Below are 23,807 nucleotides of genomic sequence, written 5' to 3' on the forward strand. Positions count from 1 at the left end.
TTACAACAGAAGCCGATATGAATGTTAGCAGTGTACTATGCTGCACTTAAAAATAGTTTGCAACTCTGAAAAATAGATTAACTTTGTAACAAGCGCAGTAAATTTTTATAGTCTTCATTAAAAATAGGGTCTTCTTCACGCAAGCTGACCACTTTTTCACAGGCATGCATCACGGTACTGTGGTCACGACCACCAAAAGCCATGCCAATTTCCGGGAAACTATCCCCAGTTAATTCACGTGCCAAACCCATGGCCAATTGACGTGGGCGTGCATAAATACGGGTACGTTTTGGACCAATCAACTCTTTTAATGGAATTCGGAAGTATTCACTCACCACCCGCTGGATATTTTCCACGCTAATGGTACGTGCACGAATCGCCAAAACATCTTTTAACGACTCGCGTACGACATCTAGGTCAATGACAGTACCTTTGAAACGTGAAATCGCGACCACTTTATTCAGAGCACCTTCAAGCTCTCGCACATTGGCAACCACTTGTTGTGCAATAAACAAAGCACAGTTTCTTGGTAAATCAACACCACTATTTTCAGCTTTTTTCAGCAAAATCTCGATACGGGTTTCGATATCTGGTGGTTCAACCCCCACAGATAAACCCCATGAAAAGCGAGAAACTAAACGTGGATCAAGTTCAGTCAATTCTTTTGGATAACGATCTGAGGTTAGAATAATTTGTTTAGATTCATCCAATAAAGCATTGAATGTATAGAAGAATTCAACAAGACTGGCTTCTTTTCCTGCGAGCAAATGAATATCATCCACCAACAATAAATCTAAAGAACGACAATTTTTCTTAAACTCTTCAACCTTACCTTTTTGTAATGAACTGACAAAGTCCTGTACGAAACTTTCCGAAGTCATATACATCACACGTGCATTTGGCTTGGCTTGTAACAGCGCATTGCCCACGGCCTGCATTAAATGGGTTTTACCCAGACCTGTTGGGCCATACAAAAATAAAGGGTTGTGTTGCGAAGCCCCTAACTGCGTTAAAACTTTACGGCAGGTTTCAGCAGCCATTTGGTTAGAACGGCCTTCAACAAACAAAGAGAAGGTAAATAATGGATTGAGTTGTCTTTTCTTCGGTATTTTAGTGACATTTTGACTGGGTTGAACCAAGTCAGATTCTTTTTTTACTTTTGTTGGAACAGCAACAGGTGCACTACTCAACGCTGCTGTTGTGGTTGCAGGTTGCTCATTAGAAGACAAAATTGTCCCAGGACGTGAATCAACCAGAATTTCAACCTGACGAACTCGGCCTTCCGACAATTGTTCCGCAAGAATAGAGATCAGTTCTAAATGGTTATCTTGAATATAACGCGTCCAATAGGGGTTCGGTGCGTATAAACGCATCACACCATCAACCTCTTCAGCAACCAAAGGACGAATCCACATCGCAAAGACGTTATCAGATAGCTCTTGTCGCAAGCGAGTTAAGCAGTCTGTCCAGAGCATGTGCATCCCCTATATATCCATTTTTTAAATTCAAAAATAAAAAACCGTCACCCCCTCATCTTTCAAAGGGGTCGCCATTCTAACCAAGTTATCCACATCTGTCAGGACAATTTATGGGACTTTTGCTGAAAAAGACAGCATTCGTTTATAAATTTAAATTCAAAACCATATGTGCATAACTTTTTGCACAAGCTGTGGATAGTTTTAAGCTCAAAGTTATCCACAAACTATAAAATTGATAAAAACATGCTTATCCACAGCATAACTTTATGTTTATTCATGAAAAAACATCACTTTCCACAGAATAAATGCGCCCTAATAAGAATAAATTTAAATTTTAAAATTTGAATTTACTTATAGGGTTCACTCGAATTGTGGATAACTGAGCATATCGAAATTTAAATTCAAAATCCAAGAATTAAATTTAAATCAGAAGATGGATTGTTGATAAGCTTGTTTGTAAGCTGTGAATATAGACGAATACTGATATTATTTAAATAGATAGCTTGTGTATATTTTTTGTTTTCAATAAAAGCATATAACTTCGAGCAGTTTTATTGCTTCAAAACAGAACAAAGAAAATGTAAAGTTTTTGATTTTTCATTGACAGCGTAAACATTGCGCAATAAAATCGCGGACCTTTATAGAAAGATCATTTTGGAGTTTCGAAATGAAACGTACTTTCCAACCATCTGAATTAAAGCGTAAACGCGTTCATGGTTTCCGCGCTCGTATGGCTACTAAAGCAGGTCGTCAAGTTTTAGCTCGTCGTCGTGCAAAAGGTCGTCATAGCTTAACTGTTTAATACTGTTAAGCTGACCAGACTTGGGTGATGACACTTTACAGTTTCGGCACTGAATCTCGTATTCGTTGTGCCGCTGATTATAAAAGTGTATTTGATGGTGCGCTTTTTAAAGTGCATCAGCCCCATTTCCTTTTTTTAGCAAAATTAACCGAACAGCCGAAAAGCCGTTTGGGTATTGTCGTTGCTAAAAAAAAGGTGCGTCGTGCACATGAACGAAATCGAATAAAACGTCTTGCTCGGGAGAGCTTTCGTTTACATCAAGCGCAATTTAATGCTGATATCGATATTGTGGTGATGCCTAAAGTAGGTATAGAAGCAATCGCAAATCAAGAATTACATCAACAATTAGATTTTGCTTGGCAAAAATTACAACGCTTAGCAAAGAAGCATTCCAAAGTCGTTGTGACATCCCTCCAAAATTAGAGATCTCCAATGGTACGTTTACTGCATTGGTTGATAAGATGTTACCAAATCGCAATTAGTCCATTATTGGGTCCTCGTTGTCGCTATATTCCCACTTGTTCGCAATATGCAATCGAAGCCTTGCAGACACATGGCGCGGTCAAAGGTGTATGGTTATCGACTAAGCGAATTTGCCGTTGTCATCCTTGGGGTGGGTCAGGCTATGATCCTGTGCCTCGTAAAGCACTTCGTTTTATTTCGTTTCATCAAATAGATTCTCAAATGCATCACGTTGCTGTACCCTTTCGTGATCGTTTATTCAAGCAAAATCTCTCTAACCATTTGGGATTATAGATATGCAACAATGGGCCAGATTTGCAATTCTTGGAGCCATGTTTGTTACCGCATATTTGCTTATTTTGGCTTGGCAAAAAGATTATGGTCATGCTGCACCAGCACCGCAACAACAAGCGGCTGCTGTGACTGCACATGAAGTATCTGCAGATTTGCCAAATGCTCAAAATGCAACAGCGGCTTCAGACTTGCCACAAGCAAATGTGACTGCATCACAAGCCACAGAACATAATACATCTGTGAGTCAGCAACTGATTTCAGTACAAACTGATCTTTATCACCTGTGGATCAATCCTAAAGGTGGTGATATCGTCCGTATTGAATTGTTAAGCCATGATGAAAGCAAAGACAGCGACAAACCGTTTGTCATGCTGGAAAGCGATGCGAAACGTACTTACGTCGCTCAATCTGGTTTAATTGGTTTAAATGGACCAGATAGCAGCCGTGGCGGTCGTCCAATGTATGATGTTGAAAAAACAGCATACACGTTGGCAGATGCGAAAAGCGTTGCGTCGAAAGATGGTAAAACACAGCAAGTGTTGACTGTGCCGTTGGTATTTAAAACACCTGAAGGTGTGGAAGTGATCAAATCGTTCACCTTCACGCAAGGCGATTACCCAATTACCGTTAAACATCAAGTCATTAACCGCAGTCAGCAAAGCTGGCAAGGTCAAATGTTTGGTCAATTAAAGCGTGATAATTCGGATGACCCAGGTAAGTCTTCACAAGGTATTTTCACCCTGGGTACTTATCTTGGTGGCGCTTGGGGTACACCAGATGCGCATTATAACAAGTTAAAATTTACCAACTTTAATGACGAAAAATTAAATGTTGAAGCCAAAGGCGGCTGGGTTGCCATGGTTCAGCATTATTTTGTGAGCGCATGGATTCCTGGGAACTTAAAACTCACTCAGGCCGATGGTCAGCCATATAATGCAAAATTAGAGTCACGTCAGTCTACGGACGGCATGAATATCATGGGCTTCACTTCTCCAGTGATTAATGTACCTGCAGGTACATCAATGGAAGTGGATGCTAAACTGTATTCAGGTCCAAAAATCCAATCTGAACTCAAAGACTTAGCTGCTGGTTTAAACCAAACTGTTGATTACGGTTGGTTATGGCCAATTGCGAAATTATTGTTCTTGGGTTTGCAATTCTTCCATAACATTATTGGTAACTGGGGCTGGTCAATTATCTTATTGACGATCTTGGTGAAGTTGATTTTATGGCCACTTTCTTCAAAAAGTTATCGTTCGATGGCGAAAATGCGTGTGATTGCACCAGAAATGCAACGCATGAAAGAAGAATTTGGTGAAGACCGCATGCGTTTCTCGCAAGAAATGATGGCATTATACAAGCGTGAACAAGTCAACCCATTGTCTGGTTGCTTACCGTTGCTATTACAAATGCCGATTTTCTTAGCCTTGTATTGGGTATTGATGGAATCAGTTGAACTCCGTCATGCACCGTGGTTAGGCTGGATTCAAGATTTATCTGCGATGGATCCATGGTTTATCTTGCCGTTGATCATGGGTGTGACCATGTTCGTTCAGCAAATGTTGAACCCACAACCGACTGATCCAATGCAGGCAAAAGTGTTCCGTATCATGCCAATCATGTTTACGGTATTCATGTTGTTCTTCCCTGCGGGCTTAGTGCTTTACTGGATCGTCAACAACAGTATTACCATTTTGCAACAATGGTTTATTAACAAAGGTGTCGAAAAAGACCGTCTCAACAAGGTTGAGCCGAGCGCTTAAGTTCGAACTTTTACTGAATAAATCCGCTTAAGATGGTAATCTTGGGCGGATTTTTCTTTGTCTGTATTTAGCGGTTGAACCCAACAACCCTTGCGTTTTTTAGGTGAATTTAACATGCAACATCAAACCACAATTGCTGCGATTGCTACCCCATTAGGTCGTGGTGGTGTGGGGGTGATTCGACTCTCTGGACCGAAAGCTTATGCCATAGCAGAGCAACTGACCCAGAAAAAGCTCCCTGCGGCACGCATGGCAGGTTTCCGCCAGTTTTGTGATGCCGATGGCTCGGTGATGGATGAAGGCATTGTATTGTGCTTTCCGAACCCGCACTCCTTTACTGGGGAAGATGTGGTGGAGTTACAGGGGCATGGCGGTCCAGTCATTCAAAATGCCCTGTTAGCACGTTTACTGGATTTGGGCGCAACTGCTGCAAAGGCGGGTGAGTTTTCCATGCGTGCCTTTGAAAATGGCAAAATGGATCTGGTGCAAGCAGAAGCAATTGCCGATTTGATTGATGCGACATCACAGGCGGCAGCACGTTCGGCGGTTCGTTCTTTACAAGGTGCTTTTTCAACCAAAATTAATACGGTTTTAGAAAAGCTGATTCACTTACGTTTGCATGTTGAAGCCGCGATTGATTTCCCAGAAGAAGAAATTGACTTCTTGGCTGACGGAAAGATTTTGGCCTTGTTGGACGATGTACAAGACTCGGTTCAAGCGGTACAGCAGTCTGCGCGGCAAGGCCAGTTATTACGTGAAGGTTTACAGGTGGTGATTGCTGGTAAGCCAAATGCAGGTAAATCCAGCCTGTTGAACGCGCTCGCAGGCCATGAGCGTGCCATTGTGACTGATATTGCAGGTACTACTCGTGATGTACTACATGAAAAGATCAGTTTAAATGGCTTGCCGATTACCCTAACTGATACTGCAGGTTTACGTGAAACTGGAGATATCGTTGAGCAAGAAGGGATTCGTCGTGCGATTAAGGAAATCGAGCAGGCAGATTTATTGCTGTTGGTTTATGACTTAAATCAGGGTGATGAACCTTTGCAATTGGCGCATGAATATTTTGCAGAGCATTTAGAGCCAAAACGTTTACTATTGATTGGCAATAAATGCGATTTAACGGGTCAAGATGCCACGTTAAGCGATTATCAGGGCTTTCGTCATATCAGCGTTTCTGCAAAACAAGATATGGGGGTTCAAGCGCTCATAGATGCGATTACAGCGCATGCTGGCTTTCAGCCTGAAGAAGATACCTTTATTGCCAGAACACGCCATTTAGACGCAATGAAGCGTACTCAGCGCTATCTTGCAGAAGCACGTGAGCAACTCGTTGTGTTTAATGCAGGTGAACTGGTGGCTGAATCATTGCGTCTAGCACAAAATGCACTGGGTGAAATCACAGGTGATTTCAGTGCCGATGACTTACTTGGTAAGATTTTTGGTTCGTTCTGTATTGGTAAATAATGAATTAAATCAAACATTAATGGCTTGGGTTGTGTTGCAATCCAAGCCATTTTTTCTATCACTGATCTTCAGTTTGTTGCTCTTCTTCAGGCTTTTCTTCTTGTACCACATTTAACACAGTCATCATTGCAACGGGTGCGCCTTCTTGGCGAGTACTTTTCAGCTTGATCTGTAAACGCAATTCATTGACTGAATCGGCATTGCGTAAGGCTTCATCATAGCTAATCGCGCCTTCGTTATACAGCTCAAATAAGGCTTGGTCGAAGGTTTGCATCCCCAGCTCACGCGATTTGCTCATAATCTCTTTCAGTGCATGGAATTGCCCTTTGAGAATGTTGTCGGCAATCAATGGGGTATTCAATAAAATTTCAATTGCAGCACGACGACCTTTGCCATCTTGGGTACGAACCAGACGTTGCGAAATAATCCCTTTCATGTTGGATGATAGATCCATCAGCAACTGATTGCGACGTTCTTCTGGGAAAAAGTTAATAATTCGATCCAGTGCTTGGTTGGCATTATTGGCGTGTAGGGTACCTAAGCAAAGATGACCTGTTTCCGCAAAGGCAATTGCATGTTCCATGGTTTCAGTATCACGGATTTCACCAATCAGAATCACATCAGGTGCCTGACGTAGTGTGTTTTTCAAGGCATGCTGCCATGAATGACAATCAACCCCCACTTCACGATGGGTAATCATCGATTTTTTGTGTTTATGCACGTATTCCACTGGGTCTTCAACGGTAATGATATGTCCCGCTGAGTTTTCATTACGATGGTCAATCATGGCAGCCAAAGAGGTGGATTTACCTGAACCGGTCCCCCCAACAACCAACACCAGACCACGCTTTTCCATAATCACATTTTTCAAAGATTCTGGCAGTTTCAGCTTTTGAAAGGTTGGAATTTCTGAGGTAATGGTACGAATCACCATACCAATTTGCAGCTGTTGTTTAAACACATTGACACGGAAACGGGAAACATTGGGCACATTGATTGCGAAATTACATTCCCATTCTGTTTCAAATTCTTGGCGCTGTTTTTCATTCATCAAACTATAGGCAAATAGCTTGGTTTTATCTGCGGTGAGTGCCTGTTGCCCCAATGGACGCATCAGGCCTTGCAATTTAATGCTCGGTGGAAAATCAGCGGTGATAAATAAATCGGATCCCCCATATTCCACTACTTTGCTAAGCATATGAAACATAAAGGTTTTGGCTTCTTCTAATAGTTCCGCGTTATACATTGAGCTACCTAAATTTTTACAATGAAGCAAAGTTCATTGCTGTAATACGATGACAATCATCCCGATAGGGAAACATTTTTTTGTTTCTTGAAGATGAATAATGATAGATCAAGGCGACTCGATTTAGGCCATTTTATTCCATCATCTTCACTGTGCTGCTGAATGATGCGAATTATTCCAAAAAGCGAGGTGTTGATCTATGTACTTTTTAAAATTATTAAATAATTATCAATGTGATGGACCTAAATTGTCAGTTTTTTACTGAATCGATCGCTTGCAGCGCGTGTATGGGGGGATATGAACAGGATAAACGGACGTTCCACGTGAAACATCGCATGAATTGGTTGAGTTTTGGTTGTTACTGAGTAAGCTTGGCTGTTGAGCGGCTTGAGACTGATTACAATAGCCGCTGATTTTTGAATTGAGTGTTCGTCATGTTAAAAAAAATTGGGATGTTCTCATTATTGAGCTGTATGTCAGCGATGAGTTTTGCCAATGTAGACAGCTTAAAAAGCAATTTAAATAAGCAATATCCCAATATCCAAGTCAGCAACATCCAACCTACAGAAATGACTGGTTTATATAGTGCCAGTCTGGATAATCAGATTATTTATTTGGATGAAAGTGCACAACACATGTTTGTCGGTTCAATGGTGCGTCTAAAAGATCAAAAGAACCTCACCAAGGATTTAGTGATCCAACAAAATTCGATTGACTGGAAACAACTGCCTTTTAAGGATGCCATTAAAACGGTTAAAGGCAATGGTAAGCGTGAGTTAGCGGTGTTTTCGGACCCGAATTGTTCATATTGCAAAAAATTAGAAGCTGAACTGGACAAGCTGACCGATGTGACGATTTATACCTTTATCTATGCTTTAAAACCACAATCGATCGCGGTGTCAAAATCGGTTTGGTGTGATGCCAATCCAGCCTATGCATGGAAAAACTTGCTACAAAAGAATCTGCAACCGAAAGAAAAAAGTTGTGCCAACCCGATTGAGCGTAACCTTGAACTCGGTCGTAAACTTGCTGTGGATGCCACGCCAACCTTGATTTTCTCAAATGGTTTGAAAATGGTGGGTGGACGCAGTGCTGAAGAAATTCAGATGATTTGGAAAGAGCTCGGACTCTAAATGAAAAAGCTCCCCGATCATTGTTTAAAATGAATGGGGAGCTTTTAGAAGGGATTTAACTTTTTTTGGTGATGAGTTTATAAAGAAATAAAATAATCACCGCACCCAAGACAGACGCAATAAAACCAGCTGCCGAATTTTCAGCATATAAGCCAAGTAAACGTCCACCGTAGGTGGCGAGTAATGAACCTGCGATACCCAATAAAGTCGTGACAATAAAGCCAGCTTTGTCATCACCTGGATGAATTGCGCGTGCAATTAAACCAGCAAAAAAACCAACAACAATGGCTACGATCAGAGACCACATTATCTTTTCTCCTTGTTTTAAAAGCGGTATTTCTTATTATCCTGCTTGATCCAAGCGTACTTTGTCTGTAGTGGATTGCCTATTTATGTCGTATTTTTGTGCATTCTTTAGCAGGCTTTGTTTAATCACACAGCATAAAAAAGGTGCCCTAAGGCACCTGAGTCAGCATTATGATCAGCCCATGACAGTTGTCATCGGTATTGATGCAATGCCAGTAAGGTTGAGTCATTAAAGACCGATTTCACCAATAAATGGGAGGTGACGGTATTTTTGATCGAAATCCAGACCATAACCAACAATAAAGCGATCTTCGACTTCAAAACCGAGAAATTTAACTTCTAATGGAATTTCACGGCGTGATGGCTTACTGACCAAAGTACACAGTTCAATCGAGTTCGGGTTACGTGTTTGCAGCATTTCAACCACTTTGCTTAAAGTGTTGCCAGAGTCGATAATGTCTTCCACCACCAGCACATCTTTACCATGAATTTCACCATCCAGATCTTTCAGGATCTTGACGTCTCTTGATGAAACAGTAGTGCCATTGACGTAGCTAGAAACAGTCATAAAATCGAGTTCGTGTGGCTTTTCAATGGCACGGCATAGGTCGGCCATAAAAATAACTGAACCACGTAACAGGCCAATCAATACCAGTTCTTTATCACTTTGAGCATAGTGTGCATTGATCTTTTCGCCCAGTTCTTTGACTTTGGCTTGAATCTCTTCACTTGAAATCATAATGCGCATTGCAATGGTCATCGGTAGATTCCTAAAACTTAAAAAACGGGAAAATAAAAAAGGTGTTGACCTGCAACACCTCGAAATCTTGAGCTAATCCGCCAATTTTAAAACAAAATCACCGTTCATGCACCTTTTGATGATGAAGAATATGTTTCATTTTGAGCAGATGCACGATCACGTTTTAACAGAACAGCACATCCAACGGCGAATATGATCCACCCAAGTTTTTGTTTATTTAAACGTTTCGCTTTGGCTGTAGGCTTTTTGTCCATAGATATAGGTTGCCTCAATATTTCGGTCATCGCCCATGGTGAATAAGGCGAATAGGCTGTCATCAACCGATTTTGAACGGGACTGACGCAGTTGCTGCAATGCGGTCGGTTTCAGGTTCAGTACCACAAAATCAGCTTCTTTGCCGAGATTGAAATTACCGAGCTTGTCATCCAGATGCAAGGCTTTTGCTCCACCTAAGGTTGCATGATAGAGCGACTCAAACGCAGAAAGTTTATCACCTTGTAGCTGTTGAACCTTGTACGCTTCATTGACGGTTTGCAATAAGCTAAACGAGGTCCCTGCCCCAACGTCGGTGCCAAGGCCGACTTTAACCTGCTGTTGCCAAGTTTTGTTCAATGGGAATAAACCGCTACCCAAGAATAGGTTTGAGGTTGGACAGAAGGCAATTGCAGAATCAGTCTCATGCATGCATTTCCATTCAGCATCTTCTAAGTGGACACAGTGTGCGAATACCGAGCGCTGGCCAGTTAAACCATAGTGATGATAGACATCCAGATAGCTCTTTTGCTCAGGGAACAAATCTTTGACCCAAGCAATCTCATCTTTATTTTCACTCAAATGGGTATGCACATAGACATCTGGGAATTGTGCTTTGAGTTGGCCTGCTTTTTCGAGTTGTTCTGGGGTGGAGGTCGGCGCAAAACGTGGGGTAATTGCATACAGTGCACGACCTTGGCCATGCCACTTCTCAATTAATGCTTTAGAATCGTTATAGCCGCTGTCTGCGGTGTCACACAAGGCTTCGGGTGCATGACGATCCATCATGACTTTACCCGCGATTAAGCGCATTTGGTGCTGTGCTGCGGCCTCAAATAAGGCATCCACCGACTCAGGATGTACCGTACAGAACACCAATGCCGTGGTGGTGCCATTTTTGAGTAGTTCATTGACAAAGAATTGCGCAATTTCTTTCGCATAGGCTTGGTCTTTGAACTGGATTTCAGTTGGGAAGGTATAGGTGTTTAACCAGCTTAAAAGTTGCTCGCCGTAGGCCCCGACCATTTCAGTTTGTGGAAAGTGAATATGCGTATCGATCATGCCCGGAATGATCAACTGTTCTGGATAATGCTGAATTTCAACGTTTGCAGGAAGATGGGCTTGAGCGTCGTTCCACGTGCCAAACCAGCGAATTTTGCCCTGTTCAGTGATCATGACACCATCTTCGAGATAGCGCACTTGATCGGCAATTTCAGCAGCTTGGGAAACGGTTTTTTGAATATCTAAGAAGCGACCACGAATCACCGTGATTGGAGTAGCCAAAGTCATAACAACCTACAATTTTACTTTTTTCGGTTGATTGTACCTGATTTTGCCAAAGTTACTGGATTATTCGTCTAATTCATCGGCTTAAAAGGTATATAAATGTGACTCATAATTTAAAGCAACTCAGTTTGGGGGAGATCAGAATGTATGTCTTATCTGGGGGAAACGCAGAGACAGAGCAAGGCAATCGAAGCAGACTGTTTGATCTAATTATGCAGTCCCCTGCTTTGTATGAGATGTTGCAGCAATTGGCTCGATTACATCCTGCAGCTTATTTAAGTGCGGGTGTGCTTCGGAATACCGTATGGGCACATTTACATGGTCAAAGCTTTGACTTGAACAATTGCGATATAGATGTGATTTATCATGATGCAATGCAAACAGATGAGCGTTTGCAAAAACAATTGCAGCAAGATTTAGAGCGTATCTTTCCTGAACAACAATGGGATGTGGTGAATCAGGCCTTGGTACATACTTGGTATCGTCAGGACAATGCAGCAAACATTCAACCTCTAGTATCGCTTGAACATGCCTTGTCGCTATGGCCAGACACAGCAACGGCGATTGCGCTCAGGTTAAACTGCGTTGGAGAACTGGAACTGATCGCACCCTTTGGCCTGCATGATTTATTTGCATTGAGATTGCGTTGGAATTCAGCATTGGTCAGCTATGACACATTTAAACAACGGCTTGAGTCCAAACAGTGGTTACAGCAATGGCCTAAATTGCAATTAGTTGATGATGCTCAAATAAAAAAGGGCCTTCATTGAAGACCCTTTTGATATGCTTTGTGCTTATTGTTCTTGGCGTTTGTTATGACGTAACGAGAGATAAGCCGTGATGCTCAACACCAGTACGATAAAGCCTAACGAGATCCAGATTGGCATGTGGAATACATCGAGCAATAACATTTTTGCACCAATGAACAATAAGATGATGCCCAAACCATACGGTAAGTAGTGCATTTTGCTTGCAGCGCCTGCCAATAAGAAGAACATCGCACGTAAGCCCAAAATCGCCATTAAGTTTGCGGTTAACACAATGAACGGGTCACTGGTCACAGCGAAAATCGCAGGAATAGAATCCACCGCAAAAATCACATCAGACGCTTCTACCAAGATTAACACCAAGAACAAAGGCGTTGCCCATAACACACCGTTCTGACGAACGAAGAACTTATTGCCTTCCAACTGTGGGGTAATCCGCATGTGTTTGCGTAACCATTTCAGGATTTTGATATCTTCAATATTGGTCTCTTCTTCATCCTGCCCTTTCAAGAACTTAAAGCCTGTGTAGACGAGGAACGCACCGAAGATATACAGCACCCAAGAGAACTCTTGTACAAACCAAGCACCAATAAAGATAAAGATGGTTCTTAAAATGATTGCACCGAGTACGCCGTAAAGCAGGATTTTACGCTGGAATGCAGGAGGGATTGCAAAAGCCGCAAAAATCATCAGCCAGACAAAGACGTTATCAATTGCCAGCGATTTTTCCAGTAAATAACCCGCAAAGTATTCCATGGTTTTTTGGTTGGCGATGGTTGCGCCAACGGTTTGTTGTAGATACAACCACAAACCACCACCAAAGATCATGGCAACGGTAACCCACGCAATACTCCAGTAAGCCGCTTGCCTGATGGGTACATCTTGGTTTTGTTTTTGTTTAAAGCCTAAAAAGTCGACCAGTAGCATGACCGTTACGATTCCGAAGAACGCAACGTACAGCCATAAATTACCGATAGTTTCCATCACAACTCCCTATCTGGCAAATGGACATAAAAAAACCTTGACCAGTTGCCAGATGAATTAAATAAAACATCTGTTTCAACATGATCAAGGTCTTGCCTACATCACGATCGTTTGTGATGCTCAGAGTCCGACTTTTTGCAAAGTGTAATGACGAAACTCTGACACCTAAATTGTTCAGTTTCACAACCTAGGCTTGGAGGAGGCTACTCCCCTTGTCAAATTCTGTTATGGATGATGACATCCAAAGATAGGCATAGAATTACATAAATAATCGATTTAAGCAAACTTTGTGTGCATAAATTTTAAACATTATTTTTTATCTTGGTGAGATAGGAAAATTCCTCAACTTGGATTAATTTAAACTCGAACTGCTTAGTAAAGTGATGAGAATAAAAACAGATGAGTCCTACAAAAATTCAAGATAAATCCCGAAAGGTACTAGCACCGCGTGATCCAACCGAAGCCCACCGAGCCGCGACACCTCTAGAATTGTTATTTGACCTGATTTTTGTGGTTGCGATTGCAACCGCAGGACAACTACTCCACCATGCGATCATTGAAGCGCATCTATGGCATGCTTTACCGACCTATTTGATGGTGTTTTTCGCCTTGTGGTGGGCATGGATGAACTTCACCTGGTTTGCCTCAGCCTATGACAATGATGACACGCTGTATCGCTGCTTGACCTTTGTGCAAATTGTTGGCTCATTGGTAATGGCGGCGGGCATCCCTGCAGTGTTTCAAGAACATAATTTCGATGTGATTATCATTGGTTATGTGATTATGCGTTTGGCTTTAGTGACCCAATGGATTCGTGTCGCCAAGCATGACCCTGAACGAAGGGTGACGGCTTATCGCTATGCTGTTGGCATTGTCTTGGTGCAGTTGGGGTGGTTAATCGGTAATTTCAGCGCCATTCATATGACGCCTTTGTTATTCTTTATTCTGGTTTTGGCTGAACTCGCTGTACCGCTATATGCTGAAAAGTATGCGATAACGCCTTGGCATCCATACCATATTGTTGAGCGTTATGCATTACTCACCATCATCGTGTTGGGAGAGTCGATTATTGGCAGTTTTGCCGCAACGCAGGAAGCTTTTTCTAATCATGATGTCAATTTCAAAGAAATCTTTTTGGTGATTGGCGGATTGTTGATGATGTTTGCCATGTGGTGGGTCTATTTTGACCGCAGTCATCATCACCATCAACGTCGTGGGGTACAGCCTTTTTTATGGGGCTATGGTCATTTTTTTATCTTTATCAGTATTGCGGTCTTAGGTGCTGCTTTAGCCGCAGCGGTTGATGTTTCAACTCAACATGCCCACATTTCCAGCCAAATGATGGGATGGCTGATCGCTGCCTGTCTGGCGATTTATAGCACCTATATTTGGTTGTTTTACGAGGCCTTTGATTTATCTGGATGGCGACGTTGGCTCTATCCAATCACCATTTTGATCCTTTTCACGATTCCTTTATTTTTTGCCGATATTGGTTATATCGTTTTTGTGATGGCAGTGGTTTATATCCTGCGTCTTGTCATTGCTAAACTGTATTTGAACAATTGTAATGATAAGCGGATGGCTGCAAGCACATAATCAAAGCACTGCTATCGCGTAGATTGCGAGAACAAGCGAGAAACGAGATATACGCGCTTGTTTTAAGCAAAGATTTTTAGAATTTCTGTGCGTAAGAATTGATGGCGTGAATTATGTTTCACCTGCTCATGCCAATACATGCCCATATTGATTTTAGGGAGCTCTATGGGCAGTGCATGAATCTTCAGATTCTCCGCATAATGCAGATGTTTGAGAATACTTTGCGGAATGGTCAAGATCGCTTTCGGATATTGAGCCAAGACTTGCAGTGCCGTTGCATAATGCTGGCAACGCAGAAAAATCTGCCGTGACAGTTGCTGCCGATTGAGATAAATATCTTCCAGTAATAAGCCTGTGCGCCGTGACGACACCCCAATGTGCGGTGAAGATAAATACAGTGATAAATCCATGTCTTGCTGTTGGGTACAGACCACAAAATGGTCTTCTATCAGGTTTTCAAACTGTAAATGATCCTGATGCGGTTGCACCAGATCAATGACAAAATCAATCTGTTGGGCGGAGAGATCTGCCAACATGTTTTTACGATCCAGCTTGGAACTCAGAAACTGAATATCCAAATTCATTTGGGCAAAATGATGAACCAGTTGCGGAAAAATAATCGGTTCGATTTCATCGTGAATGGCAATTTTCAGGCTTTGTAGCATACTCGGCATAAAGTCCTGCTGGGGCACTGCAATCTGTTGAATCGCCAGTAATGCCGTTTGAATCGGCTGATAAATTTGCTCGGCATAGGGCGTTGGCAGCATCTTTTGCCCGCTACGCACAAATAGATCATCTCCGAGTTGTGTGCGTAAGCGTTGTAAAGCATGACTGACCGCAGATTGGCTGATACAGAGCAGTTGTGCGGCTTTGGAAATGCTTTTTTGCTCAAAAATGGCAATAAACAGTGGATACAGATTGATATCGATGCGATGAAAATGCGCCACTTCCAGTGGGCTTGTATTATGAATCTGATTCATAGTTTTGCATAAAATAAAATCATTTCATTCATAATAAATTTTCGCTTATGGTGATGTAAAGCAGCGAATCAATATTCGCCATATTTAGATTGAGGGAAATGATGATGTTTGCATTATCTGAACGCGCACAGGACTTTATTGCACGAACAAAAGCCTTTATTCAACAAGAAATAGAACCGATTGAAAAAGCGTTCTGGGATGAAGTACACCATCGCAATGTTGATGGTGACTGGACTAAGTGGCAGTGGCCTGAACAATTACAACAATTGAAAGATAAGGCAAAAGCGGCGGGCTTATGGAATATGTTCTTACCTGATGCAGAGCTCGGTGCAGGCTTATCGGTTCAGGAATATGCACATATTGCTGAACTGACAGGACGTAGTCTGCTTGCCCCGACCGTATTTAACTGTAATGCACCAGACAGCGGCAATATGGAAGTGTTATGGCGTTATGGAAGCGATGAGCAAAAGCAACAATGGCTACAGCCCCTACTCGCTGGCGAAATCCGTTCCGTATTCTGTATGACTGAACCTGCGGTGGCATCCAGTGATGCCACCAATATGCAAGCCACGGCAGTAATTGAAGGCGATGAGATTGTCTTGAATGGACGCAAATGGTGGTCATCTGGCTTGGGTGATCCGAATGCCAAAGTGATTATCTTTATGGCTTATACCCCAGATCCAAGCAAAGACCGTCATCATCAACATTCGATGGTGCTGGTGCCGATCGACACACAAGGGGTAACGATTGAACGGATGTTGCCTGTGTTTGGCGATTATGATGCGCCGCATGGGCATGGACAGGTTAGTTTTGACCATGTGCGTGTACCCGTCAGCAGCTTTATTGGCGGTGCTGGGCAAGGTTTTGAAATCGCACAAGGTCGTTTAGGGCCAGGGCGGATTCATCATTGTATGCGTTGTATTGGTGCGGCAGAAAAAGCCTTGGAGCTGATGATTGATCGAGGCATGTCACGCAAAGCTTTTGGCAAAGAAATCCTGAAATTGGGTGGCAATTTAGAACGCGTCGCAGATGCACGTGTGCAGATCGATCAAGCGCGATTATTAACGCTGTACGCTGCTTATAAGATGGATACACAAGGCAATATGGCGGCTCTGACAGAGATTTCTGCAATCAAAGTAGTGGCACCGACAGTATTACAACATGTAGTCGATATGGCGATTCAGATTCATGGTGGTGAAGGTGTTTCACGCGATACGCCATTGACAGCCTTTTTCAATCAAGCGCGTAGTTTACGTTTGGCCGATGGACCTGATGAAGTCCATAAAGGCATGATTGCCAAATTAGAACTCAAAAAACGTGGCTATGGTCGTTCATAAGGATAAAAGTAAATGGCAGTAATTGATGTGGGTGGGCAAGTTCGTCACGGTGAAGAACTAGATATCGCGGCGGTTGAAAGCTGGTTAAAAAAACAAGGTGTGGATCTGCAAGGACAGGCACAAGTGACCCAATATTCAGGTGGCGCATCGAATTGGACCTATCGTTTGCAGTATGACAATGCAGACCTGATTTTACGTCGTCCACCGAAAGGGACCAAAGCCAAATCAGCGCATGATATGGCGCGTGAATACAATGTGCAGAAGCATCTTGCGCCGTTCTACCCTGTCCTGCCTGAAATGATTGCACTGTGTCAGGACGAGAGCGTGATTGGCTGTGATTTTTATGTCATGAAACGGATTGAGGGCATTATTCCGCGTGCCAATTTACCCAAAGAATTACAGCTGGATGAGCCGCAAGTACAGCAGCTGTGTCTGAATGTGCTGGATAAATTGATTGAACTACATCAAGTACCTTATCAAGGGACTGAACTAGAAAAATTGGGCAAAGGCGAAGGCTATTGCCGTCGTCAAGTTGAGGGTTGGGATGTACGTTACAGTAAAGCACTAACGCCAAATGTACCTGATTTTGCTTTTGTGCGTGAATGGTTGCTGCAACATATCCCTGCCGATGCTAAAACTTGCGTGATTCATAATGACTGGCGTTTTGATAATGTCATTTTAGATCCACAACAACCGACTCAAGTGGTTGGGGTACTGGATTGGGAAATGGCGACACTGGGTGATCCATTGATGGATTTGGGCAGTGCACTCGCCTACTGGATTCAAGAGGATGATGATGCTTTGATGAAATCCAGCCGCCGCCAACCCACCAATTTAAAAGGCATGCTGACACGACAACAAGTCGTGGATTATTATCTGGAAAAAACAGCTTTACAACCTGATAACTGGGCATTTTATGAAGTGTTTGGTTTGTTCCGCTTAGCGGTGATTGCGCAACAAATCTATTATCGTTATTACCATCAGCAAACCGATAATCCAGCCTTTAAAGATTTCTGGATCATGATTCATGCCTTACATATTCGGGCCTTAAAACTGATTGCGCAAAACCATCCGCAAGCGCAACCATTGATTGCTGAATATGGTGCAAAACTACAGGATATTTTAAAACGATGACCACAATTTATTTGGTGCGACATGGGCAAGCCTCATTTGGTGCGGCAAGTTATGACCAGCTTTCAGCCAAAGGCGAACAACAGGCACAGGTCGTCGGTGATTTTTTTAAACAGACCCTAAAGCAAACGCCGCTGATTGTGGCAGGTTCAATGCAACGTCATCAGCAAACAGCACAATTGGCTTTATCACAAAGTTTTCAGGATGCAGCGATTCAAACTGAATCGGTATGGAATGAGTTTGATCATCAACAGGTGTTTGCACAGTACGAACCACGTTTTAATCAACCTGAATTGCTGAAACAGGATGTTGAATTGATGGCCAATCCACGTGCTTATCTGGCCAAAATCTTTGATGGCGCGATTGATCGCTGGATTGGAGAGCAATATGACCATGAATATCATGAGACCTGGTTAGGCTTTCAATCACGTGTAGAAAGTGCTTTGCACGGTTTGTGCCAGCAGATTGATGCCACACAACCGCGTCAGGCGGTGGTATTTAGTTCTGGCGGTGTGATTTCGGTGGCGGTCGGTCAGGTATTAGGTCTGGATGCTAAACAGATTTTTGCACTGAATTGGTCGATTGCCAATGCCAGTATTACGACGTTGCGTTGGACAGATGGTCGTTTGCAATTACTCAGTTTCAATGAGCATCATTATTTGAAAGCGCGTGATGCTGAACTTTTAACATGGATTTAAAAAATAGGTGGCAGGCATGGCAAAGACGATTTTAATTACAGGGGCAAGTTCGGGTTTGGGCGCAGGTATGGCGCGTGAATTTGCTGCCAAAGGATACAATCTGGCACTGTGTGCACGACGTTTAGAGCGTTTGGAAGCCTTACAACAACAGTTGCAAAGCCAGTTTTCGATTCAGGTCAAAATCAAGACCCTTGATGTGACTCATTACGATGATGTGTTTACGGTTTTTAAAGCCTTTCAGCAAGAATTTGGAACGATTGACCGAATTATTGTCAATGCAGGCGTGGGCGATGGTCGCCGTATTGGCAAAGGGCATTTTGAAGTGAATCGTGCTACGGCAGAAACCAATTTTATTTCTGCCTTGGCGCAATGCGAAGCGGCAGTTGAAATCTTTAGAGCGCAAAACAAAGGCCATTTGGTGGTGATTTCCTCCATGAGTGCGATGCGTGGTTTACCCAAGCATTTGTCGACTTATGCAGCCAGTAAAGCCGCAGTGGCACATTTGGCAGAGGGTATTCGTGCCGAGTTGTTGGATACGCCAATTAAAGTCTCAACGATTTTCCCGGGTTATATTCGTACCGAATTGAATGAAGGTGCCAAGAAATTACCGTTTGAAGTGGATGAGAAAACGGGAAGTAAGGCTTTGGTGAAAGCGATTGAGAAGGAACCCGTGAAGGCTTATGTGCCGCAGTGGCCGTGGTTGCCAATGGGGATTGCAATGAAGATTCTGCCGTTGAAATTGGTAAATAAATTGAGTTGATTGCCATTAAAATGAATCGGAGATATCTCTATTTGGCAATATTTCACAGCCTCATATAGGCTGAATAGTCGAGTTGTTTGGGTATAGGCGTTTCCTTACTTTTCAAAGATGAAAAGTAACAAAAATCTTTTGTTGAGCAGAGGGTACATCCATGTCACCCCTGCTCAACAGGCGGCATCCATGCCGCCTGTCACGATAGTGAATACTGTGACAAGATTAGATTATGAAAGTAGGCTATGAGCTAGATTACGACAAAGCCGTAATCAACTTTTGGTGTAAACCGCCAAAACCACCATTGGACATGATCACCACAGCATCGCCCTCACCTGCTTCATTGACCACACGGGCAATGATGTCATCTAAAGAGCGGCTGACTTCTGCCTTGTTTGCTGATGCTGAGATCACAGGTTGTAAATCCCAATCCAAGCCCTCTGGCTGATACCAAATCACTTCATCCGCTAAACGAGCAGAATGTGCCAAACCATCTTTGTGGCTGCCCATACGCATGGTGTTAGAACGTGGTTCAATGATCGCCCACAGCTTACGTTCGCCTAGACGTTTACGTGCGCCGTCGAGTGTGGTTTCAATCGCAGTTGGGTGGTGAGCAAAGTCATCATAGACTTCGATACCACGCACCGTGCCTAACAGCTCCATACGGCGCTTAACACCACCGAAGTTAGATAAAGCTTCACAGGCTTGTTCAAGGCTGACACCCACGTGTTGTGCAGCAGCAATGGTTGCTAAAGCATTGGCAACACTGTGCTGCCCTGTCATGTTCCATTTCACTTCACCAATCACTTTGCCGTGTTCAAGTACTTTAAAGTGACTGCCATCGGCACTGATCAACTCAGCAGATAATGCGGCTTGGTCATTTGGTTTTAGACTGGTACGAAGCACAGGCGTCCAGCAACCCTGTTCCAAGACTTCATCAATATTGGTTTCAGTGATTGGCGCAATAATGCGACCTTCACTTGGAATGGTACGGACTAAATGGTGAAACTGTTTTTGAATCGCAGCAAGATCATCAAAAATGTCGGCGTGGTCAAATTCAAGGTTATTTAAAATTGCTGTTTTAGGGTGATAGTGAACAAACTTAGAACGTTTATCGAAGAAAGCAGAATCATATTCATCTGCTTCTACACAGAAATATTTGCCACCACCTAAACGTGCACTTTCACTAAAACCAAGCGGTACGCCACCGATCAAGAAACCTGGATTTAAACCTGCTTGATCAAGCACCCAAGCCAGCATGGTGGTGGTGGTGGTTTTACCATGTGTACCTGCGACACCAAGTACATGTTTGCCTTGGAGCACATGGTCGGCCAAGAATTGTGGGCCAGAAATATAAGGCAGACCTTCATTCAGCATGTATTCAATCGCATCAATACCACGTTTCATGGCATTGCCGACAATCACAAGATCAGGATGCGGTTGCAAGTGGCTACGGTCATAGCCCTGCATCAATTCAATACCTGCATTTTCAAGTTGAGTCGACATTGGTGGATAAACATTGGCATCTGAACCTGTGACTTTATGTCCTAAATCTCGTGCGAGTAGAGCCAAAGACCCCATAAATGTGCCACAAATACCCAAAATATGCAGATGCATAACGCGCCTTCTCCACTGCTTTTCATACAGCACTGATATCGTATGTATGATTGTCGTTATCAATAAAAATCAAACGCAACGATAGCAAGGCTTGCATGGAAAAGATAGTCAAAATTCGTTGTTGTTGTTTACTTATAATGATGCGGATAGATGCTAATATTTCAACGGTTTTACTGGCATGCTATTCCCTATTGTTCAGCCCTGATTTGGATAAAAGAACCCGATGTTGAGCCCGACACTTTTAGCACTATGTTTGTTGATTATTTCCAACTGTTTTATGACCTTGGCATGGTATGGGCATCTGAAAATCTTGCATGATGCGCCCATTTGGCAAGCGATCTTATTTAGCTGGTGTATTGCGCTACTGGAATACAGTTTTATGATTCCTGCCACCAAGTTGCTCAATCAGCATGGCTGGAGTCTGGGTGAAATGAAAATCACCCAGGAAGTGGTGACCTTAATGGTGTTTGTGCCCTTTATGATTTTTGTGTTTAAACAACCATTTAAACTCGATTACATCTGGGCGATGCTGTGTTTAATGGGTTGTGTCTACTTTGTTTTTAGAAATCAAAGTTAATTTTTCAAGGCGTCAGTTAACGCGTTCTTTTGTTGGGGATGCCTGAAAAAACCGCTATAATATCTGCCAATTTATTCCCTTGTGCTTGGCGTAAGTCGAGATACTTGTCTATTTTTATCATGTTTTGGAAAAGCCAATGAATGCGGTCGCAACAGATAGCCAACCTTTAGTCGGAATTATCATGGGTTCTCAATCAGATTGGGCAACACTTGAACATACCGCTAACATGCTCAAACAGTTGGGTGTTCCTTTTGAAGCTGAAGTGGTTTCTGCGCATCGTACGCCAGATCGTTTATTTGAATATGCTGAAACAGCTCGTGAACGTGGTATTCAGGTAATTATTGCAGGTGCCGGTGGTGCTGCACATTTACCAGGTATGTGTGCTGCTAAAACTGATTTACCTGTATTGGGTGTACCGGTGAAATCATCGATTTTGAATGGCGTTGATTCATTGCTTTCGATTGTACAAATGCCAGCAGGTATCGCCGTAGGTACTTTGGCAATTGGTCAGGCTGGTGCGACGAATGCTGCAATTCTGGCGGCACAGATTTTAGGTTTAACTCGTCCAGACATTGCAAAAAATGTAGCGGACTTCCGTACAGCACAAACCGAAAAAGTGTCGAATAATAATATCCCTGGTCAAGTGTAACGGGGCTGAACATGAATAAAACCATCGGTATTTTTGGTGGCGGGCAGCTTGGCCGCATGATGGCGCAAGCCGCTTTACCACTGAATATTCAATGTACTTTTTTTGAAGCAGAAACAGATTGTCCTGCTGCGATTTTGGGTCCAGTTTTTTCGAGCCAAGCGGCGCAGGGATTACAGGATTTTATTGCAAGCGCGGATGTATTTAGTCTTGAATTCGAAAATACGCCTGTTGCAGATGTGGATGTTTTGACACAAAGCAAAACTTTGCACCCTCCCCGCCTTGCTTTGGCGACTGCACAAAATCGTTTGGCTGAAAAACGTTTGTTTGATGAGTTGAGCATTCCAGTTGCGCCGTATCGCGCTGTGGATAGTTTAGAAAGCTTAAAACAAGCGGTATCGGATCTTGGATTACCCATCGTATTGAAAACGGTAACGGGTGGTTATGATGGTAAAGGTCAATTCGTTTTACGCACTGAAGATCAAATTGAGACCGCTTGGGCTGAATTAGGTCCTGCAAAAAGCTTGGTGGCAGAAAGTTTTGTCAAATTCAGTCGCGAAGTATCGATTATTGCGGTACGTGGACAAAATGGTGATGTGAAAACTTGGGCTTTGGCTGAGAATCATCATCATAATGGCATCTTGTCACACTCAATCGTACCTGCACCAAATAGTGCTGATCTACAGCCTGTTGCGCAAGACTATATTACCCGTTTGTTGAAGCACTTAGATTATGTGGGTGTTCTCACCCTTGAACTATTTGTGACGGAACAAGGTTTATGCGCCAATGAAATGGCGTGTCGTGTGCATAACTCAGGTCATTGGTCGATTGAAGGTGCGATTTGCTCGCAATTTGAAAACCATATCCGTGCCGTTGCAGGCTTACCATTGGGTGCAACTGAAGTCATTCGTCCAAGTGTGATGATCAATATTATTGGTCAGCATCCCAAGTCAGAAGATGTTTTGGCACTGAATGGTGCACATTTACACCTCTATAATAAGTCTGAGCGTACTGGCCGTAAGTTGGGACATATTACTTTAATGCCAAATCATTCAGATGATTTAACCGATTTATGCCGCCAATTGGCGAAAATATTACCTGTTCCATTGGCATTAACCGATGATATGAGCATCTAAACTTATCCACAATGCCTAAAAAAGCGATCTTTGGATCGCTTTTTTAATTCTAGAATACTTTTAAATTTAAAAAAATAAACATTAGGGTGCTGTGGGTAAGTTGTTTCCGGTATTTTGAATTTAAAGTTGCGTCGTTTATTTGAATTTAAATGAAGTGGATAAGTTGTTTTGCATTTTAAATTCAAAATAGAGATCTCGTTTTAAATTTAAAAATAAGATGATAATAGGTTTTTAAATTTAAATGATGGGATGTGGATATCTATTTTCTCTATATTAAGGACATAAAAAATAAAAGTTTATTGTTTTCTTGGCGTTCTTTTTGAATCACTTGCCG

23 protein-coding genes are annotated in these 23,807 nt (G+C 42.7%); 15 read left to right on the forward strand and 8 right to left on the reverse strand.

The window, feature by feature from the left end:
• Positions 1–77: 77 nt before the first annotated feature.
• The gene (dnaA, locus tag A7P54_RS01715) at positions 78–1,475 is read right to left on the reverse strand and encodes a chromosomal replication initiator protein DnaA (RefSeq protein WP_004803339.1); all 1,398 of its coding nucleotides are present in this window, start codon (positions 1,473–1,475) and stop codon (positions 78–80) included.
• A gap of 670 nt (positions 1,476–2,145) precedes the next feature.
• On the opposite strand from dnaA, the gene rpmH reads away from it, so the two are divergent.
• The 5 genes from rpmH to mnmE all read left to right on the forward strand — a co-directional run bounded on the left by rpmH (position 2,146) and on the right by mnmE (position 6,269).
• Positions 2,146–2,280, forward strand: a complete 135-nt coding sequence (rpmH, locus tag A7P54_RS01720; protein ID WP_000831329.1) for a 50S ribosomal protein L34 — start codon at positions 2,146–2,148, stop codon at positions 2,278–2,280.
• A 27-nt stretch (positions 2,281–2,307) separates the two neighbouring features.
• Entirely contained in the window at positions 2,308–2,703 is a 396-nt protein-coding gene (gene rnpA, locus A7P54_RS01725) for a ribonuclease P protein component (RefSeq protein ID WP_004656857.1), read from the forward strand.
• 9 nt (positions 2,704–2,712) lie between these two features.
• Positions 2,713–3,036, forward strand: a complete 324-nt coding sequence (gene yidD / locus A7P54_RS01730) for a membrane protein insertion efficiency factor YidD (protein ID WP_004803336.1) — start codon at positions 2,713–2,715, stop codon at positions 3,034–3,036.
• 2 nt (positions 3,037–3,038) lie between these two features.
• Positions 3,039–4,799 (forward strand): membrane protein insertase YidC, encoded by a 1,761-nt coding sequence (gene yidC, locus A7P54_RS01735; protein WP_004803334.1) that lies wholly within the window; start codon positions 3,039–3,041, stop codon positions 4,797–4,799.
• Positions 4,800–4,913: 114 nt separating this feature from the next.
• Positions 4,914–6,269: a tRNA uridine-5-carboxymethylaminomethyl(34) synthesis GTPase MnmE gene (mnmE, locus tag A7P54_RS01740; RefSeq protein WP_005186269.1), complete on the forward strand. Its 1,356-nt coding sequence runs from the start codon at positions 4,914–4,916 to the stop codon at positions 6,267–6,269.
• A gap of 58 nt (positions 6,270–6,327) precedes the next feature.
• On the opposite strand, the gene A7P54_RS01745 is transcribed toward mnmE, so the two are convergent.
• Positions 6,328–7,515 carry a PilT/PilU family type 4a pilus ATPase gene (locus A7P54_RS01745; RefSeq protein ID WP_171548476.1) on the reverse strand — a complete coding sequence of 396 codons (1,188 nt, stop codon included), beginning with the start codon at positions 7,513–7,515 and terminating at the stop codon, positions 6,328–6,330.
• 434 nt (positions 7,516–7,949) lie between these two features.
• Here A7P54_RS01745 and A7P54_RS01750 point away from each other — a divergent pair, with 434 nt between their 5' ends.
• Positions 7,950–8,648 (forward strand): DsbC family protein, encoded by a 699-nt coding sequence (locus A7P54_RS01750; protein ID WP_005201776.1) that lies wholly within the window; start codon positions 7,950–7,952, stop codon positions 8,646–8,648.
• 55 nt (positions 8,649–8,703) lie between these two features.
• Here the strand turns inward: A7P54_RS01750 and A7P54_RS01755 are convergent, their stop codons facing one another.
• From A7P54_RS01755 to guaD, 3 genes are all read right to left on the reverse strand, one after another.
• Positions 8,704–8,955 (reverse strand): GlsB/YeaQ/YmgE family stress response membrane protein, encoded by a 252-nt coding sequence (locus A7P54_RS01755; protein WP_004656846.1) that lies wholly within the window; start codon positions 8,953–8,955, stop codon positions 8,704–8,706.
• 228 nt (positions 8,956–9,183) lie between these two features.
• Positions 9,184–9,714 carry a hypoxanthine phosphoribosyltransferase gene (gene hpt, locus A7P54_RS01760; protein WP_016162105.1) on the reverse strand — a complete coding sequence of 177 codons (531 nt, stop codon included), beginning with the start codon at positions 9,712–9,714 and terminating at the stop codon, positions 9,184–9,186.
• A gap of 213 nt (positions 9,715–9,927) precedes the next feature.
• The gene (gene guaD, locus A7P54_RS01765) at positions 9,928–11,256 is read right to left on the reverse strand and encodes a guanine deaminase (RefSeq protein WP_033134274.1); all 1,329 of its coding nucleotides are present in this window, start codon (positions 11,254–11,256) and stop codon (positions 9,928–9,930) included.
• Between the two features lie 140 nt (positions 11,257–11,396).
• On the opposite strand from guaD, the gene A7P54_RS01770 reads away from it, so the two are divergent.
• Complete coding sequence (locus tag A7P54_RS01770; RefSeq protein WP_171548477.1) at positions 11,397–12,023, forward strand: nucleotidyltransferase family protein; 627 nt, start codon at positions 11,397–11,399, stop codon at positions 12,021–12,023.
• Positions 12,024–12,047: 24 nt separating this feature from the next.
• On the opposite strand, the gene A7P54_RS01775 is transcribed toward A7P54_RS01770, so the two are convergent.
• A complete protein-coding gene (locus tag A7P54_RS01775; RefSeq protein WP_005201784.1) occupies positions 12,048–13,004 on the reverse strand; it encodes a TerC family protein in 957 nt (318 codons plus the stop codon).
• 399 nt (positions 13,005–13,403) lie between these two features.
• On the opposite strand from A7P54_RS01775, the gene A7P54_RS01780 reads away from it, so the two are divergent.
• Positions 13,404–14,600, forward strand: coding sequence for a low temperature requirement protein A (locus A7P54_RS01780; protein ID WP_171548478.1), 1,197 nt, complete (start codon positions 13,404–13,406; stop codon positions 14,598–14,600).
• 62 nt (positions 14,601–14,662) lie between these two features.
• On the opposite strand, the gene A7P54_RS01785 is transcribed toward A7P54_RS01780, so the two are convergent.
• Entirely contained in the window at positions 14,663–15,580 is a 918-nt protein-coding gene (locus A7P54_RS01785; protein ID WP_171548479.1) for a LysR family transcriptional regulator, read from the reverse strand.
• A gap of 104 nt (positions 15,581–15,684) precedes the next feature.
• On the opposite strand from A7P54_RS01785, the gene A7P54_RS01790 reads away from it, so the two are divergent.
• From A7P54_RS01790 to A7P54_RS01805, 4 genes are read left to right on the forward strand one after another with little or no spacing between them, the layout of a single operon-like run.
• The gene (locus A7P54_RS01790) at positions 15,685–16,917 is read left to right on the forward strand and encodes an acyl-CoA dehydrogenase family protein (RefSeq protein WP_171548480.1); all 1,233 of its coding nucleotides are present in this window, start codon (positions 15,685–15,687) and stop codon (positions 16,915–16,917) included.
• Between the two features lie 12 nt (positions 16,918–16,929).
• Complete coding sequence (locus A7P54_RS01795; RefSeq protein ID WP_171548481.1) at positions 16,930–18,051, forward strand: phosphotransferase family protein; 1,122 nt, start codon at positions 16,930–16,932, stop codon at positions 18,049–18,051.
• Positions 18,048–18,746, forward strand: coding sequence for a histidine phosphatase family protein (locus A7P54_RS01800; RefSeq protein WP_171548482.1), 699 nt, complete (start codon positions 18,048–18,050; stop codon positions 18,744–18,746). The genes A7P54_RS01795 and A7P54_RS01800 overlap by 4 nt, the downstream gene beginning before the upstream one ends.
• Before the next feature lie 16 nt (positions 18,747–18,762).
• Positions 18,763–19,506 carry an SDR family oxidoreductase gene (locus A7P54_RS01805; protein WP_171548483.1) on the forward strand — a complete coding sequence of 248 codons (744 nt, stop codon included), beginning with the start codon at positions 18,763–18,765 and terminating at the stop codon, positions 19,504–19,506.
• Positions 19,507–19,752: 246 nt separating this feature from the next.
• On the opposite strand, the gene mpl is transcribed toward A7P54_RS01805, so the two are convergent.
• Complete coding sequence (mpl, locus tag A7P54_RS01810) at positions 19,753–21,114, reverse strand: UDP-N-acetylmuramate:L-alanyl-gamma-D-glutamyl-meso-diaminopimelate ligase (protein ID WP_004803289.1); 1,362 nt, start codon at positions 21,112–21,114, stop codon at positions 19,753–19,755.
• Positions 21,115–21,337: 223 nt separating this feature from the next.
• Here mpl and A7P54_RS01815 point away from each other — a divergent pair, with 223 nt between their 5' ends.
• The 3 genes from A7P54_RS01815 (at position 21,338) to A7P54_RS01825 (ending at position 23,473) form a co-directional block, all read left to right on the forward strand.
• Positions 21,338–21,691, forward strand: a complete 354-nt coding sequence (locus A7P54_RS01815) for a DMT family protein (RefSeq protein WP_005186310.1) — start codon at positions 21,338–21,340, stop codon at positions 21,689–21,691.
• 136 nt (positions 21,692–21,827) lie between these two features.
• Positions 21,828–22,340 (forward strand): 5-(carboxyamino)imidazole ribonucleotide mutase, encoded by a 513-nt coding sequence (gene purE / locus A7P54_RS01820; protein WP_033134266.1) that lies wholly within the window; start codon positions 21,828–21,830, stop codon positions 22,338–22,340.
• An 11-nt stretch (positions 22,341–22,351) separates the two neighbouring features.
• The gene (locus A7P54_RS01825; protein ID WP_005201801.1) at positions 22,352–23,473 is read left to right on the forward strand and encodes a 5-(carboxyamino)imidazole ribonucleotide synthase; all 1,122 of its coding nucleotides are present in this window, start codon (positions 22,352–22,354) and stop codon (positions 23,471–23,473) included.
• The last annotated feature ends 334 nt before the right edge of the window (positions 23,474–23,807 follow it).

Source organism: Acinetobacter sp. Ac_3412 (assembly GCF_013072675.1).
In the GTDB taxonomy this organism is placed as follows: Bacteria; Pseudomonadota; Gammaproteobacteria; order Pseudomonadales; family Moraxellaceae; genus Acinetobacter; species Acinetobacter higginsii.

Bases quoted from the DNA above. Each gene is read 5' to 3' on its own strand.
- dnaA (WP_004803339.1), bottom strand. From the start codon at position 1,475: ATGCTCTGGACAGACTGCTTAACTCGCTTGCGACAAGAGCTATCTGAT.
- rpmH (WP_000831329.1), top strand. From the start codon at position 2,146: ATGAAACGTACTTTCCAACCATCTGAATTAAAGCGTAAACGCGTTCAT.
- rnpA (WP_004656857.1), top strand. From the start codon at position 2,308: ATGACACTTTACAGTTTCGGCACTGAATCTCGTATTCGTTGTGCCGCT.
- yidD (WP_004803336.1), top strand. From the start codon at position 2,713: ATGGTACGTTTACTGCATTGGTTGATAAGATGTTACCAAATCGCAATT.
- yidC (WP_004803334.1), top strand. From the start codon at position 3,039: ATGCAACAATGGGCCAGATTTGCAATTCTTGGAGCCATGTTTGTTACC.
- mnmE (WP_005186269.1), top strand. From the start codon at position 4,914: ATGCAACATCAAACCACAATTGCTGCGATTGCTACCCCATTAGGTCGT.
- A7P54_RS01745 (WP_171548476.1), bottom strand. From the start codon at position 7,515: ATGTATAACGCGGAACTATTAGAAGAAGCCAAAACCTTTATGTTTCAT.
- A7P54_RS01750 (WP_005201776.1), top strand. From the start codon at position 7,950: ATGTTAAAAAAAATTGGGATGTTCTCATTATTGAGCTGTATGTCAGCG.
- A7P54_RS01755 (WP_004656846.1), bottom strand. From the start codon at position 8,955: ATGTGGTCTCTGATCGTAGCCATTGTTGTTGGTTTTTTTGCTGGTTTA.
- hpt (WP_016162105.1), bottom strand. From the start codon at position 9,714: ATGACCATTGCAATGCGCATTATGATTTCAAGTGAAGAGATTCAAGCC.
- guaD (WP_033134274.1), bottom strand. From the start codon at position 11,256: ATGACTTTGGCTACTCCAATCACGGTGATTCGTGGTCGCTTCTTAGAT.
- A7P54_RS01770 (WP_171548477.1), top strand. From the start codon at position 11,397: ATGTATGTCTTATCTGGGGGAAACGCAGAGACAGAGCAAGGCAATCGA.
- A7P54_RS01775 (WP_005201784.1), bottom strand. From the start codon at position 13,004: ATGGAAACTATCGGTAATTTATGGCTGTACGTTGCGTTCTTCGGAATC.
- A7P54_RS01780 (WP_171548478.1), top strand. From the start codon at position 13,404: ATGAGTCCTACAAAAATTCAAGATAAATCCCGAAAGGTACTAGCACCG.
- A7P54_RS01785 (WP_171548479.1), bottom strand. From the start codon at position 15,580: ATGAATCAGATTCATAATACAAGCCCACTGGAAGTGGCGCATTTTCAT.
- A7P54_RS01790 (WP_171548480.1), top strand. From the start codon at position 15,685: ATGTTTGCATTATCTGAACGCGCACAGGACTTTATTGCACGAACAAAA.
- A7P54_RS01795 (WP_171548481.1), top strand. From the start codon at position 16,930: ATGGCAGTAATTGATGTGGGTGGGCAAGTTCGTCACGGTGAAGAACTA.
- A7P54_RS01800 (WP_171548482.1), top strand. From the start codon at position 18,048: ATGACCACAATTTATTTGGTGCGACATGGGCAAGCCTCATTTGGTGCG.
- A7P54_RS01805 (WP_171548483.1), top strand. From the start codon at position 18,763: ATGGCAAAGACGATTTTAATTACAGGGGCAAGTTCGGGTTTGGGCGCA.
- mpl (WP_004803289.1), bottom strand. From the start codon at position 21,114: ATGCATCTGCATATTTTGGGTATTTGTGGCACATTTATGGGGTCTTTG.
- A7P54_RS01815 (WP_005186310.1), top strand. From the start codon at position 21,338: ATGTTGAGCCCGACACTTTTAGCACTATGTTTGTTGATTATTTCCAAC.
- purE (WP_033134266.1), top strand. From the start codon at position 21,828: ATGAATGCGGTCGCAACAGATAGCCAACCTTTAGTCGGAATTATCATG.
- A7P54_RS01825 (WP_005201801.1), top strand. From the start codon at position 22,352: ATGAATAAAACCATCGGTATTTTTGGTGGCGGGCAGCTTGGCCGCATG.